The organism is Nonomuraea insulae (genome assembly GCF_042656245.1).
In genome coordinates, this window is record NZ_JBHSPA010000011.1 from 264,088 (window position 1) to 277,622 (window position 13,535).

Sequence of the window (13,535 nt, forward strand, 5' to 3'; positions counted from 1 at the left end):
GGCGGATCAGTCCTTTCTGGGGGTTCAGGCCGCCGACGCGGCGGGTGCCTGGTGGTACACGGCGTGCCAGACCTCGTTACGGATCCGCCCGAACTCGGGCGACAGCCGCATCTCCTCGGTCCTCGGGTAGGGCAGGTCGACGTCGATGATCTGCTGGACGCGGCCCGGCCTGGCGGCCATCACGACCACCCGCCTGGCCAGGTAGACGGCCTCGTCCACGTCGTGCGTGATGAACATGACCGTGCGCTGCTCCTGGCTCCAGGTGTCGAGGAGCTGGTCCTGCAGTTGCACGCGGGTCAGCGCGTCGAGGGCGCCGAACGGCTCGTCCATGAGCAGGACCTGCGGGTTCACCGCGTACGCGCGGGCGATCGCGCAGCGCTGCTTCATGCCGCCTGACAACGTCTTGGGCAGCGCGTCGGCGAAGTCGGACAGCCCGACCAGCTCGATCGCCCGCTGGGCCCGGCTCCTGCGCTCCCCGGCCGGCAGATCCATGAGCTTCAGCCCGAACTCCACGTTCTTGCGCACGGTCAGCCACGGGAACAACGCGTACTGCTGGAAGATCACCCCACGGTCGGGGCCAGGCCCGGTGACCGGCTTGCCGTCCACCAGCACCTCGCCCCCGGTGGGCTCGACCAGCCCGGCGGCCATGCTCATCAGCGTGCTCTTGCCGCAGCCCGACGGGCCGACGACCGTGACGAACTCGCGGTCGTCGATGTCCAGCGACACGTGGTCCAGCGCGGTGAAGGTCTCGTCCTTCATCGGGTAGGTCTTGACCACGTCCCTGAAGGAGATCTTGTTGTTCATCGGCGCTCCTGCCAGTCGGTGAGGTGGCGCTCGGCCAGCAGCAGCAGCCGGTCCATCAGCAGACCGAGCACGCCGATGGCGATCAGGCCCACGAAGATCGTGGACAGGTCGTAGTAGAGCTGGGCCTGCTGCATCCGGAAGCCCAGGCCCTCCTGGGCGGCGATCAGCTCGGCGGCGACCAGCGTGCCCCAGGCCGAGCCGAGCCCGACCCGCATCCCGACCAGGATGAACGGCGTCGAGGCCGGCACCACGACCTTGAGGAAGATGGTCCGGTCCGAGGCGCCGAGCACGCGGGCGGCGTTGATCAGCGTCTTGTCCACGTCCACCACGCCCTGGAACGTGGCCACGACGCTCGACAGGAACGACGCCAGGAAGATCACGAAGATCTTCGGCACCTCGCCGATGCCCAGGAGCACGATGGCCAGCGGGATGATCGCCAGCGGGGGAATCGTGCGGAAGAACTGCACGTACGGCTCCAGCAGGCCGCGCGCGGTGGCGTACCAGCCCATCAGGAAGCCGATCGGGATGGCCAGCAGCGTGCCGAGCAGGAAGCCGAGCAGGACCCTGCGCAGGCTGGCCAGGGAGTCGAACAGCAGCGTGCCGTCGGAGATCAGCTCGCCCGCCTTGGCCGCCACCTCGAGCGGTCCCGGCAGGCCCTGCACGCCGATCGTGGCCAGCAGCGTCCAGATGGCGAGGCCGATGACGACCGCGATCAGGTTGAGCGCGAGCGCGCGCCGCGAGCGCTTGGGGGCGCGTCGCACGGCCGGGGCCGCCGACGACTTGCCCAGCGCGGTGAGCTGGGTCATGGGTGCCTCGATGGGGTCATGGAAAGGTCCTCCGCGAGGTCCGGACCGGCCGGATAGCGAGAAAGCAGTGGGGATTCATGGAGCACCAGGGCGATGCCGCCGAGGGCGCCCGCGACCTCGCCGAGCGTGGCGGAGCGCAGGCTCACCCGGTGCCTGGAGACGGGGATGACGTGCTCGTGCAGGGCCCGTTCGATCGGCTCCGACAGCGCGGCGCCGGTCTCGACCAGCTCGCCGCCGATCACGATCACGCTGGGGCCGATCGCGTTGCACACGGCCGCGAGCGTCTCACCGATCCTGGCGCCGACGCCGCTCAGCAGGCCCAGGGCGGTCTCCTCGCCCGACCTGACGGCCTTGACCAGCTCGGGCACGTCCGCGGCCCGGCCGCCCGCGGCGCGGTAGGCGTCGAGCACGGCCCTGATCGAGGCGACGGTCTCCAGGCAGCCGGTGCCGCCGCAGTCGCAGCGGGCGCCGCCGGGCTCGACCGTGATGTGGCCGAACTCGCCGGACATGCCGTACGCGCCGCGGTGCAACGATCCGCCGACCACGAGCCCGCCGCCGACGCCGTGGGACAGGCGCAGGTACAGCACGTCCTGGTCGCCGGCGGCGGCGCCCCAGATGGCCTCGCCCAGCGCGGCCAGCCGGGTGTTGTTGTCGAGCAGGACCGGGACGCCGAACCGCTCGCGCAGCAGCACCTGTACGGGATGCGGCGCATCCTCGTCCTCGTCCTGGGCCTGCCCACCCACCTGCCCGCCCACTGGGCCGACGACTCCGACGCCGACCGCCTCAAGGGCGCCCAGCCGCAGGGCCGCGCCGGAGCCGATCCCGGTGAGGGAGCCGACGAGCCGCCCGGCCAGCTCGACCCGCTGCTCCCACGGCAGGTCGGCGTCGTGCGGCTCGCTGGCCGCGCCGATGACCTCGTGCGCCAGGTTGACGGCCGCGACGTGCAGCCCGCGGCGGGCGAAGTCGATGCCGATCGCCTGGCCGGCGTCCGGGTTGAGGGTCAGCGTCTCGGCCGGCCTGCCGCGGCCGCGGGGCGTGTCCTGCGAGGTGGCCGTGACGACGGCGCCGTCCGCCACCAGCTCTGCGAGGATGTCGTAGAGGGTGGTGCGGGACAGCCCGCAGTGTTTGCCCAGCTCGCCCCGGCTGAGGGGCCCGTGCTTGCGCAGCAGCCCCAGCACGAGCTCTTCGTGCCCGCGCCGGAGTTGCGACAGGGGGCCGCGGGGTTGTGACATGACGGAGAGTCTGCCGACGCACGGGCTTTTTCGTCAATAACCCGGAAAAAAACATTACCGTCCTGAAATCGGGGCTGTGAGCTGGGAGAACGCCTGCATGAGGGGGTTCGCGAGGCTTGTAACGTTCCCGTAACGGGCGTCCCCGGCGGTTTCGCGGTGTGGCCGTTGACTTTTGTTTGGATGGTCGCCAAATTAAAGAGGCGCGTGCGTTCCGAGTCCACCCCCTGGAAGGCGACCATGAGGCGCTTGCTCTCGGTGCTCCTGGCCATGCTCCTGACCTGCGCCACCCTGGTCGTGCCCGGGCACGCCCTGACCGGGGGCGAGGTCACCTACGACAAGTACTCGCTGACGGTGGACGGCCGCCGGATCGTCCTGCAGTCGGCGGAGTTCCACTACTTCAGGCTGCCGAGCCCCGAGTTGTGGCCGGATGTGTTCGAGAAGTTCAGGGCGGCCGGGTTCAACGCCGTCTCGCTCTACTTCTCGTGGGCCTACCACTCGCCGGCGCCCGGTGTGTACGACTTCACCGGCGTCCGCGACGTGGACCGGCTCCTGCGCGCCGCGCGGCAGGCCGGCCTGTACGTGATCGCGCGGCCGGGGCCCTACATCAACGCCGAGACCACCGGCGGCGGCTTCCCCGCCTGGCTGAAGACCGTGCCGGGACGGGCGCGCAGCAGCGAGCCCGGATACCAGGCCGCCTACCGGGAGTGGCTGCACCGGATCAACCCGATCATCGCCAGGCACCAGGTCTCCGAGGGCGGGCCGGTGCTCCTTTACAACGTCGAGAACGAGTACCAGGTCAACACCGACGCCGCGTACATGCAGGACCTCCAGGACCAGGCCAGAGCCGACGGCATCGACGTGCCGATCACCACCAACGACTGCTGCGACGCCGGGAGCTGGAGCTCGACCTGGGCCAGCGGGCCCGGCGCGGTGCAACTCCCCGGCGTGGACGACTACCCGCAGTCCTTCGAGTGCGCCACCCCGGATGTCTGGGGTCCGTGGGGCGAGGGGCTGACCGAGAAGTTGCGCGACGACATCCCCGTCTTCGCCGCCGAGTATCAGGCCGGGGCCATCGACCTGGGCAACGTCGGCTACGACAAGTGCCGCGAGCTCACCGGCCCGGCCTACATGAAGTATTTCTACAAGAACAACCTGATCCAGACCGGCGCCACCATGTTCTCCTACTACATGGGCTACGGCGGCACGAACTGGGGCTGGCTGGCCCAGCCCAACGACGTCTACACCTCCTACGACTACGGCGCCGCGATCACCGAGGCCAGGCAACTGACGCCCAAGTACGACGAGTTCAAGCGCCAGGGCTACTTCCTGGAGTCCGTGGCCCCGCTGGCCAAGACCGACGCGATCGCCTCCCCGGCCACCTCCGGCACCGCCGCCCTGAGCACGACGGCTCGCGCGAACCCCGACACCGGCACCCAGTTCGTCCTGCTCCGGCACACCGACAGGGCCGCCACCGGCACGGACGGGACCACTCTCGACTGGGCCGCCCCCGACGGCCACTACCGGCTCCCGGCGCAGGTCAAGGGCCGTGACGCGCACGTCCTGGTCGCCGGCTACGACCTGGGCGGCCAGCGCCTGGCCGCCTCCACCTCCGAGCTCCTGACCCACGCCGCCATCGGCGGCCGCGACGTGGCCGTCCTGTACGGCACCGCGGGCTCGCCCGGGGCCACGGTCCTGCGCTACGCCTCCCAGCCCTCGGTCAAGGTGCTCGAAGGGGCGGTGCGGGCCGCGTACAGCGGGGGCGACCTGCGGCTCGACTACGCGCATGAGGGGCTGGCGAGGGTGCTGGTGACGGGCGGCGGGCGACGGCCGCTGCTGCTCCTGATCGGCACGGACGAAGAGGCGGGCCGGTTCTGGCGCGCCTCGACGCCGACGGGTCCGGTGCTGGTACGTGGTACCGAGCTGGTCCGCTCGGCGGCCGTGAACGGTGACACCGTGCGCCTGTCGGCCGACACGGTGGCGGCGGAGGTGGAGGTGTTCGCGCCGCCGTCGGTCAGGCGTCTGCGCATCGGCCAGGACACCGCCCGGGTCGCGGCACAAGAGCGGGACACGAGCGGCGAGGAGGAGGTCCGCGTCACGCCTACCGCGAGCGGCTCACTGACCGGCGTCACCCGCGCCCCGGCCCCGGTGAGGCTGCCCGAGCTGACCGGCTGGCGGGCTCATGCGGAGGCCCCTGAGGCCGCGCCCGGCTTCGACGACTCCCGCTGGACGGTCGCCGACCACACCACGACGAACAGCCCGCACCCGCCCAGGACCCTGCCCGTCTTGTACGCCGACGACTACGGCTACCACTACGGCAACCTCTGGTACCGCGGCCACTTCACCGCCACCGGCTCCGAGACCCGCGTCGACCTGAACGCCATCACCGGTCTGCGCGGCGACTACCTGGTCTGGCTGAACGGCCGCTACCTCGGCTCGGCCGCCGGCGGCGTGCAGGCCGACTCCGGCGACCAGGCGACCCCGCCCAACCCCGACCCGGGCCCCGGCCACTTCGACATCCCCGCGGGCCTGCTCAAGGCGGGGAAGGACAACGTGATCTCCGTCCTGGTCGCCAACATGGGCCACAACGACGACTGGATCGCCGACGACCTGCGCTTCAAGCAACCACGCGGCCTGGTGGCCGCCTCCGTCGGCGCGACCCCGATCGCCTGGAAGATCCAGGGCACCGCGGGACAGGACAAGGTACGCGGCCCGCTCAGCACCGGCGGCCTGTACGGCGAACGCACCGGCTGGCATCTGCCGACATATCCGGATAAATCCTGGAAGGCCCCGACCGCTCTCGCCCCCGGCGTCACCTGGCAGCGCACCACGTTCCGCCTCGACCTCCCCAAGGGCCAGGACGTGCCGATCGGGCTGCGCTTCAGCGGCGACCCGTCACCGGCGTACCGGGTGCTGATCTTCCTCAACGGCTGGAACGTCGGCCAGTACGGCGGCGACATCGGCCCGCAGCGTGAGTTCTCGCTGCCGGCCGGGCTCCTGGACGAGCACGGGAACAACACGCTGGCCCTGGCCGTGACAGCTGAGCGGCCGACGGCGGGGCCGGGCCCGCTCAGCCTGTTCGCCTACGGCAACCTCAGAAGCACCCGCTGAGTCAGCCGCGCGGCGGGACGGCCATCTCGCCCAGTTCGGACCAGTCGTCCTGGGCGACGGTGGCGTTCACGATGCGGGGCGTCTCGAGGAGATAGGGCGGCAACGTCTGCCGGGCCTGCTTGAAGTGGGCCGACCCGACGTGCGCCGCCCCCGCCTCGCCGTCCCTGAACGCCTCCACCAGGACGTATTCGGCCGGGTCGTCGAGGCTGCGCGACCAGTCGAACCACAGGCAGCCGGGCTCGGCGCGGGTGGCCGCGGTGAACTCGGCGGTGATCTCCGGCCAGCGGTCGGCGTGCTCGGGCAGGACGCGGAACTTCGCGGTAATGAAGATCATCAGACTCCCTCGATCGATCGTCGGCGCTACGGCACGAGACTATCGGCGAGGGATTCTCTATATCTCATGTAGGAAATGTTGACATTAGCGCCGGCGGCTCGTAGCTTCGTACGCATGAGCCAGGGCCTGCACCTCAGCCTCAGGAACGTCACCAAGACGTTCCAGGCCGACGACGCCGAGCCGTTCACGGCGCTGTCCGGGGTCGACCTCGACGTGCGGCAGGGTGAACTGCTCACGCTCGTCGGCCCCAGCGGCTGTGGCAAGTCCACCATTCTCGCCCTCTTCGCCGGCCTCACCCTGCCGAGCGGTGGCGAGGTCCTCATCGACGGCGCGCCGGTCACCGGTCCCGCCTTCGACCGGGGCATCGTCGTCCAGCAGTACGCCCTGTTCCCCTGGCGCACAGCCCAGGCGAACGTGGAGTTCGGACTGGAGGCCAAGGGGGCGCCGAGGCGGGAGCGGGCCCGCGAGCTGCTGGAGCTCGTGGGCCTGTCCGGGTACGCGGAGCGTTACCCGCACGAGCTGTCGGTCGGCAGGCGACAGCTCGTGGCCCTCGCCCGCAGTCTCGCCTTCGATCCCGGGGTGCTGCTCATGGACGAGCCGTTCGCGGGGCTCGACACACGGACACGCGAGTGGCTGCAGGAGCGGTTCGTACGAATCTGGCGGGAGAGCGGCAAGACCGTAGTCTTCATCACGCACGACATCGACGAGGCCGTCTGTCTGGGACAGCGTGTCGCGGTGATGACGGCGGCCCCGGGGCGGATAAAGAAGATCGTGGACGTGGGCGTGCAGGACGAGCGCCGGGTCGATCCGGCGCATCGGCGGCACGTGTGGAGTCTGCTGCGCGACGAGGTCGTGGCGGCGCGCGAGATGGAGCGGAAGGTGGCGGCCTCTCATGGCTGAACGGGCATCGGAGGAGCATGAGGGCGACCTGCACTGGTACGACCTGCCGGACGACGAGGCGGAGGAGGACTTCACGACCATGGACATCGAACCCGGCCGCGTGCCGACCTGGAAGGAGCGCGCCTTCGGCTGGGCGCGCGGCGTGACGGCGGTGGCCCGATGAGCGCCTTCGGCTGGGCGCGCGGCGTGACGGCGGTGGCCCGATGAGCGCCTTCGGCTGGGCGTGCGGCGTGACGGCGGTGGCCCGATGAGCGCCTTCGGCTGGGCGTGCGGCGTGACGGCGGTGGCCCGATGAGCATCGTCGCCCTGGTCGGGAATCCGCGTGAGGGCTCCAGGACGCTGACCGTGGCCGTCGAGGCGGCCCGCGCGATCGGCAAACGGCTCGGCTCGGGGGAGTCGCACGAGGTGGTGGACCTGTCGGCGCTCGGCCCGCACCTGCTGGCCCCCGGCGCGTCCTCCGGCGTGGAGGTGGCGCTGGAGCTGGTGGCGGAGTCGAGCGTGCTGGTGGTGGCCAGCCCGACCTACAAGGGCACCTACACGGGGCTGCTCAAGGCGTTCCTCGACCGACTGCCGTCCCAGGCGCTGGCGGGCAAGTCGGCGCTGCCGCTGCTGGTCATGGGGGATGCAAAACACGCGCTGGCGGTCGAGGTGCACCTGCGCCCGCTGCTGGTGGAGCTGGGCGCGAGCGTGCCCACACCCGGCCTGGCGGTGCTGGAATCCGAATTGTCCCGTCTGGACGCGGTGCTGGCGACCTGGGCGGACAGGGTCTCCCCGCAATTGGCCGTCGGCTGACTTTCCGTCCGGCGAAATTCCGGGAATCGTCGCGGGAGAAAATCGGTGGGATTTCACGGAGGTAATTCCTAAACTTCTTTAACGTGGACATCCAACCTCTTCTCCTGCATTTCCGGACGCATGACGTACCACTGGCACTGGCCAGGGGCGGCGAGCCGGTCTGGGACGACGCGGAGTTCCACCGGAGCGCCTGGCTGAGCGACCCCGAGGGATACGCGCTGCTCGCGCTGGTGCCCGGTGTGCTCCCGTGGCAGCGCGCCCGCGTGCTGCTGCGGATCCTGGCCGCCGCCCAGGACGGCCTGGACGACCGGACCCGCGCCACCCTGGCCAAGATCACCAGAGCGCTCATGTTCGGCCTGCCGCCGGCGTACGCGCTCACCGCCCTGCTCGCGCTGCGGCGGCTGCGCGCCAACCACAAGCACGTCACCCGGGCCATGGTCGCCTTCGTCCTGGAGCACCCGGAGGCGGACGCGCTGATCGAGGCGCGCCGTCCCGCCCTGGTCGACTGCTTCGAGCACGCGCTCGGCAAGGCGACCGCGCGCGGTTGCGCCCGCCTGATCGCCGAGGGCGGTCGCGCCCGCCTGGTCGCCGAGCGCGGTCGCGCCCGCCTGGTCGCCGAGGGCGACACCGGCTCGGCCTACCTGCGCAGGAGCCTGCTCAGGTTCACCTCCGACCCGGCCACGGCGGTCGAGCGGGTCCGCGCGCTCTACGCGCCCGGCACGTACGGCGCGACGGCCCCGCAGGAGCCGCCCGCGCCGCTCGACCCGCTCAGGGAGCACCCGCCGATCGTCACGCCCACCATCCGGGGCGACATCGCCGCGACGCTGGTGCACCTCTACCGGGGCGGGCCGGTCGCCGAGCTGCGCCCGGCGCTGGCCGGATACGTGGCGCGGGCGACGCGCGGGCTGGCGCGCCTGGACGCGAGCGTGGCCATGGTGCTGGACACCTCGGCCTCCATGCGCGGGTACGGCGAGCGCGAGTGGGCCGTCATGTCCCAGGCCGCGGCCCTGCGCCTGGTCCTGGAGCAGGTCTGCGACCGGCTCACGGTGATCGAGACCGGCGGCAGGGAGCAGGCGCCGTCGGGCTCCGCCGACCTGGCGAGCGGGCTGCTCGACGCGGTCGGCACCCACCCCGACCTGGTGGTGGTCGTCACCGACGGCTACGAGAACCACCTGCCGGGCGACCTGGCCAGGGTGGCGGCCACGCTGCCGCGCGCCGGCGTCACCACGCCCGTCGTGGTGTGCCTGGCGGCCTTCACCAGGGGCGACGACCTGACCCTGCGCGACCCGGCGCCTGAGCTGCCGCGGCAGTCGTTCTGGCACCAGGACGACTTCGCCGGGCTGCTGCCGTGGATGTTCGCCCACTGCGGGCCCGGCCTCGGCTGGATCCGCACGACCATGCTCGACCGTCTGGAAGGAGGACGGACATGACCAGCCTGAACACGCTCCTGCCCGCGCAGCTCGACCTCGCTCGCCACCGGGCGGGCACCCCGCAGCGCGCGGGAGCGCTGACGATGGTGCCGGTGTACGGGCCAGAACGTGCCGGCATCGTGCCGCCCCCGCTCCGGGCTCAAGCTCAAGCGGGTCGTCGGCTACGGCCAGGTGGAGCTGTCCAACGCCGCCTCCGAGGGCGTGGCGATCGTGCCGCTGCACATCGGCTACATCCAGGACGCGGCGCAGAACCACGCCCTGTGCTCCTCGGCGCTGATGGGCGCCGGGCAGAGCAGGCGCTTCGACGACGCCTGCTGCGTCCAGGCCGCTCAGGGTGGCTACCTGGAGGGCCGCGACCAGTGGTTCTTCGTGCTGCCGGTCGAGCTGCGGGCCGCCGCGCTGCGGCTGCGCGGGCGCCAGGACTACGCCAAGCTCTGGCCGGACATCAGCGAGCTCAACAGCGCGTACGGGCTGCCGTCCCGGGGTCACCTGGAGCAGATCCTGTCGCGCAAGCGGGCCACGCTGACCCAGTTCCAGAGCCGGCTGGAGCTGATGCCGGGGCAGCTCGGGGCGCTGTTCTTCGTCGGTGACCGGTTCGCGGGGCTGGAGCTGGCGCCCGACCCGGTGTACTTCGGCGAGTTGTGGATGGCCCTGGTCTGCTTCGCGTACGGGGTCGCCGCCTGGCACGCCGAGCCGGAGCCGGCGGGCGCGGAGCCGTACGACGTGGCGAGCCTGGCCGAGCTGCGGGCCGAGCTGGTCCGCGACCGGGCGGCGCGGCTGGCCGAGGTGGCCTCCTGGATGCCGGCACCGGTCGGCGACGTGCGGCTGGTCGAGGAGGAGCGCTACCTCGACCTGCGGCTGTCCACGCTCACCGGCGACGGGCTGGCGGGGCAGGTGGTCACCGAGCACGGGCGGCCGGTGTACGCCTCGATTTTCGCCGGCCGGTAAATCGGTTGCGATGCCCCTGGGGTGTCGGTTGAATGATCAGTGCGGGAACTGTGCCGGGCGCGGCGGACAAACCCTCATTCCATGTAAGGGAACGGCCGCTCATGAAAGCGACTTCTCAGGTTCGTCGAGGCGCCGGCCACCTGTCCCGCACTTTTCAACCTCCTATACGCCGATATTTCTAGATTTACAAGATCTTGTCAGGCAAAGGGAGTGGTGTTACCTCTTGCGGAGATGCGCGCAATCTGTGCATCCCTGACACGCAGGAGGGAAACGTGTCTAGCAAGTCCTGGTTACGCAGCGCACTCATCGTCGTCGCGGCCACCGTGACGGTCCTACCTCTCGCGGGGGCGGCCCGGGGCGAACCCGGCGGGCAGGCCCCGGAGATCCACGATTTCCAGGCAGAGATCCACGGCAAACCCGACGTGGACAACCGTCAGGGGCGGGTACCGCCCCCCGCGGGGGCGAACCGGCGCAGCGCCGGTCCCGCCGCGGAGATCCGTTGGAACGCTCTCGGCACCCCGGCCTCAGTCGTCAGCGCGGAACCGCTGGCCGAGGGCCTGAGCTCCGATCCCGTGCAGGCCGCACGGGACTACCTCAAGAACAACGAGACCACCTTCGGCCTGCCGGCCGCGTCGGTGGACGCGCTGGAGACGGTCGCGGTCAACCCCATCGGCGCGGGCCACGCGGTGCTGCTGCGCCAGCGCTTCGGCGACCTGCCGGCCGGGATCGACGGCCTGGTCGCGGTCGGCGTGTCCGGCGGGCAGATCAGGCACGTGACCTCCACGCTGTCGCGCGAGACGCAGGCGCCCCCGGCCGCCGCGATCACCGCCGAGCAGGCCCTGGAGATCGCGGCCAGGGACGGCGGCATCGACCTGGCCAAGGCGGCCACCAAGCAGGCCACGCCGGTGGCGGTGCCCGCACCCGACGGGGTGCACAGCGCGTACCAGGTGGTGCTGATCGGCGGCGCGCAGGGCGCGGAGGCCGGCTACACCACGCACGTGGACGCGGTCAGCGGCGCCATCCTGACCAGGGAGAACCTGGTCGACCACCTCGACCCCGAGAACCCGCGCTGGTCCACCTTCCCGTCGAACCCGCGCGACGACTACTCCTCCAAGGACATCCGCCAGACCTGGTGCTTCGCGCCCGGCGCCGGCTGCGACTACGTGACCGGCGGCGAGCCGGGCACGGGCAAGGCGTGGGACGTGGACCACGCGACGAACACCCCCACCGACACCAGCCTCGGCAACTCGGCCAGGACCTTCGAGAACCGGGCCAACGGCGACGCGTTCTCGGTCGGCACCCGCTCCAACGTGCTCACGCCGATCAGGAACTACACCTACCCCTGGCAGAACACCTGGTACGAGGCCAAGTGCGACCCCGCCACGTTCGACCAGCCCGGCGAGGCCGACCTTGAGGCCGCCATGGCGAACCTGAACGCCATGCACAACCGCATGCACGACTGGTCCTACCGGCTCGGCTTCACCGAGACCGCCTGGAACATGCAGCGGGACAACGGAGACCGCGGCGGGCTCGGCAACGACCCCGAGCAGGGCAACGCGCAGGCCGGGGCGCGGGTCCTGTCCGTACGCGACAACGCCAACCAGATCACCGGCCCCGACGGGGTCGCGCCGATCACCAACATGTACCTGTGGCAGCCGATCGCCGGCTCGTTCTACGCGCCGTGCGTGGATGGCGACTACGACATGTCGGTCATCGGGCACGAGTACACCCACGCCATCTCCGGCCGCATGATCGGCGGCCCGACCGCCGGATGGAGCGGTGCGCAGGCCGGAGCCATGAACGAGTCGACCTCCGACCTGTTCGCCATGGAGCAACTCTTCGAGTACGGCTTCCGCCCCTCCGGCCAGACCCCGTACGTCATCGGTGGCTACGTCACCGGCGACAAGGCGCGCGGCATCAGGAACTACGACATGTCGAAGTCGCCGCTCAACTACAGCGACATCGCCTACGACATCGTCGGCGTGCAGACGCACGCGGACGGGGAGATCTGGTCGGCCACGCAGTTCGACGTGCGGGCGGCCTTCGTCAAGCGGTACGGCCAGGGCACGGCCAAGCAGCAGAGGGCGTGCGCGGACGGCAGGACGGCGGTCGACAAGTGCCCGGGCAACCGGCGCTGGGCGCAGGTCTCGTTCGACGCCCTGCTGCTGATGGCCTCCGGCGCGGTGGACTACGTCGACCACCGGGACGCCCTGCTGGCGGCCGACGCCATCCGCTTCGGCGGCGCGAACCAGGACATCATGTGGCGCGCGTTCGCCGAGCACGGCCTGGGCGGGGCCGCGGCCAGCACCGGGCCGAACGATCCCGACCCGACGCCGAGCTTCGTCAACCCGTCGGGCAGGAACGGCTCGATCCAGCTCAAGCCCCTGGGCGAGGCCAAGGGCGCGGCGCTGCGGTTGTACGTGGGCGACTACGAGGCCCGCGTGGTCCCCGTCGCCGACACCGACCCGGCCACTCCGCTCGGCGACACCGTCGAGATGACCCCCGGCGTGTACGACTTCATCGTCGCCGGCGCCGGCTTCGGCCACCAGCGGCTGAAGTACGCGGTTCTCCCGGGCGTCAGGCTGCCGCTCCCGCTGGCGTTGTCCCGCAACCAGGCCTCGGCGGCCAACGGGGCGACGGCGACGGGCGACGGCGTCAACCAGGCCAAGCTGATCGACGACACCGAGGCCACGAACTGGGCCTCACGCGCCGGCGCGCCGGCCGGCAAGTCGGTCGTCGTGGACCTGGCGGGCGACGAGCCGGTCAAGATCCGCAGGGTCCAGGTGAGCCCGATGTTGCGCCCCGGCACCGACGCGGCCGACCCGGGCACGCAGAACCGCTTCTCCAGCCTGCGCTCCTTCGAGGTGCTGGCCTGCAGCGCGAACTGCGCCGACCCGGCGAGCTTCAGGAAGATCTACACCAGCAGGGCGAACGCGTTCGAGTCGGAGCTGCCGCGGCCCCGGGGCGCGGACATGCTCGTCAAGTCCTTCGACGTGCGGGACACGAGTGCCACGCACCTGATGTTGCGCACGCTCACGACGCAGTGCACCGGCAACCCGTTGTACGCCGGTGAGCAGGACAACGATCCGAACTCCGCGACGGACTGCGCCACGGCCGGCCCGCAGCGGGAATTCGTCAGGGCGGCCGAGTTCCAGGCGTTCTCGCACTGACCCGATCCACC

General features: G+C 71.2%; 11 protein-coding genes. 7 read left to right on the plus strand and 4 right to left on the minus strand.

Annotation, left to right across the window (positions count from 1 at the left end; translation table 11 throughout):
• Positions 1–24: 24 nt before the first annotated feature.
• The 3 genes from ACFPZ3_RS08620 to ACFPZ3_RS08630 are packed head-to-tail and all read right to left on the minus strand — an operon-like array spanning position 25 to position 2,842.
• On the minus strand, positions 25–804 hold the full coding sequence (locus ACFPZ3_RS08620; protein WP_379513439.1) for an ABC transporter ATP-binding protein: 780 nt from the start codon (positions 802–804) through the stop codon (positions 25–27).
• The gene (locus tag ACFPZ3_RS08625; RefSeq protein ID WP_379513440.1) at positions 801–1,610 is read right to left on the minus strand and encodes an ABC transporter permease; all 810 of its coding nucleotides are present in this window, start codon (positions 1,608–1,610) and stop codon (positions 801–803) included. The genes ACFPZ3_RS08620 and ACFPZ3_RS08625 overlap by 4 nt, the downstream gene beginning before the upstream one ends.
• Complete coding sequence (locus ACFPZ3_RS08630; RefSeq protein WP_379513441.1) at positions 1,607–2,842, minus strand: ROK family transcriptional regulator; 1,236 nt, start codon at positions 2,840–2,842, stop codon at positions 1,607–1,609. Before ACFPZ3_RS08630 ends, ACFPZ3_RS08625 begins: the two co-directional genes overlap by 4 nt.
• A gap of 237 nt (positions 2,843–3,079) precedes the next feature.
• Between ACFPZ3_RS08630 and ACFPZ3_RS08635 the strand changes: the two genes are divergently transcribed.
• A complete protein-coding gene (locus ACFPZ3_RS08635; RefSeq protein ID WP_379513442.1) occupies positions 3,080–5,950 on the plus strand; it encodes a beta-galactosidase in 2,871 nt (956 codons plus the stop codon).
• A 1-nt stretch (position 5,951) separates the two neighbouring features.
• Here ACFPZ3_RS08635 and ACFPZ3_RS08640 read toward each other — a convergent pair whose 3' ends face one another.
• Positions 5,952–6,284, minus strand: coding sequence for a putative quinol monooxygenase (locus ACFPZ3_RS08640; RefSeq protein ID WP_379513443.1), 333 nt, complete (start codon positions 6,282–6,284; stop codon positions 5,952–5,954).
• A gap of 114 nt (positions 6,285–6,398) precedes the next feature.
• Between ACFPZ3_RS08640 and ACFPZ3_RS08645 the strand changes: the two genes are divergently transcribed.
• From ACFPZ3_RS08645 to ACFPZ3_RS08670, 6 genes are all read left to right on the plus strand, one after another.
• The gene (locus tag ACFPZ3_RS08645; protein ID WP_379513444.1) at positions 6,399–7,184 is read left to right on the plus strand and encodes an ABC transporter ATP-binding protein; all 786 of its coding nucleotides are present in this window, start codon (positions 6,399–6,401) and stop codon (positions 7,182–7,184) included.
• On the plus strand, positions 7,177–7,347 hold the full coding sequence (locus ACFPZ3_RS08650; protein ID WP_379513445.1) for a hypothetical protein: 171 nt from the start codon (positions 7,177–7,179) through the stop codon (positions 7,345–7,347). Before ACFPZ3_RS08645 ends, ACFPZ3_RS08650 begins: the two co-directional genes overlap by 8 nt.
• 128 nt (positions 7,348–7,475) lie before the next feature.
• The gene (locus ACFPZ3_RS08655) at positions 7,476–7,976 is read left to right on the plus strand and encodes an NADPH-dependent FMN reductase (RefSeq protein ID WP_379513446.1); all 501 of its coding nucleotides are present in this window, start codon (positions 7,476–7,478) and stop codon (positions 7,974–7,976) included.
• An 83-nt stretch (positions 7,977–8,059) separates the two neighbouring features.
• Entirely contained in the window at positions 8,060–9,406 is a 1,347-nt protein-coding gene (locus ACFPZ3_RS08660) for a vWA domain-containing protein (RefSeq protein ID WP_379513447.1), read from the plus strand.
• Positions 9,407–9,514: 108 nt separating this feature from the next.
• Complete coding sequence (locus ACFPZ3_RS08665) at positions 9,515–10,354, plus strand: ARPP-1 family domain-containing protein (RefSeq protein WP_379513448.1); 840 nt, start codon at positions 9,515–9,517, stop codon at positions 10,352–10,354.
• 272 nt (positions 10,355–10,626) lie between these two features.
• Positions 10,627–13,524, plus strand: a complete 2,898-nt coding sequence (locus ACFPZ3_RS08670) for a M36 family metallopeptidase (RefSeq protein WP_379513449.1) — start codon at positions 10,627–10,629, stop codon at positions 13,522–13,524.
• Positions 13,525–13,535 lie beyond the last annotated feature (11 nt).

What these genes read in the sequence shown, in the direction of transcription:
- ACFPZ3_RS08620 (WP_379513439.1), bottom strand. Translation starts at nt 804, where the DNA reads ATGAACAACAAGATCTCCTTCAGGGACGTGGTCAAGACCTACCCGATG.
- ACFPZ3_RS08625 (WP_379513440.1), bottom strand. Translation starts at nt 1,610, where the DNA reads ATGACCCAGCTCACCGCGCTGGGCAAGTCGTCGGCGGCCCCGGCCGTG.
- ACFPZ3_RS08630 (WP_379513441.1), bottom strand. Translation starts at nt 2,842, where the DNA reads ATGTCACAACCCCGCGGCCCCCTGTCGCAACTCCGGCGCGGGCACGAA.
- ACFPZ3_RS08635 (WP_379513442.1), top strand. Translation starts at nt 3,080, where the DNA reads ATGAGGCGCTTGCTCTCGGTGCTCCTGGCCATGCTCCTGACCTGCGCC.
- ACFPZ3_RS08640 (WP_379513443.1), bottom strand. Translation starts at nt 6,284, where the DNA reads ATGATCTTCATTACCGCGAAGTTCCGCGTCCTGCCCGAGCACGCCGAC.
- ACFPZ3_RS08645 (WP_379513444.1), top strand. Translation starts at nt 6,399, where the DNA reads ATGAGCCAGGGCCTGCACCTCAGCCTCAGGAACGTCACCAAGACGTTC.
- ACFPZ3_RS08650 (WP_379513445.1), top strand. Translation starts at nt 7,177, where the DNA reads ATGGCTGAACGGGCATCGGAGGAGCATGAGGGCGACCTGCACTGGTAC.
- ACFPZ3_RS08655 (WP_379513446.1), top strand. Translation starts at nt 7,476, where the DNA reads ATGAGCATCGTCGCCCTGGTCGGGAATCCGCGTGAGGGCTCCAGGACG.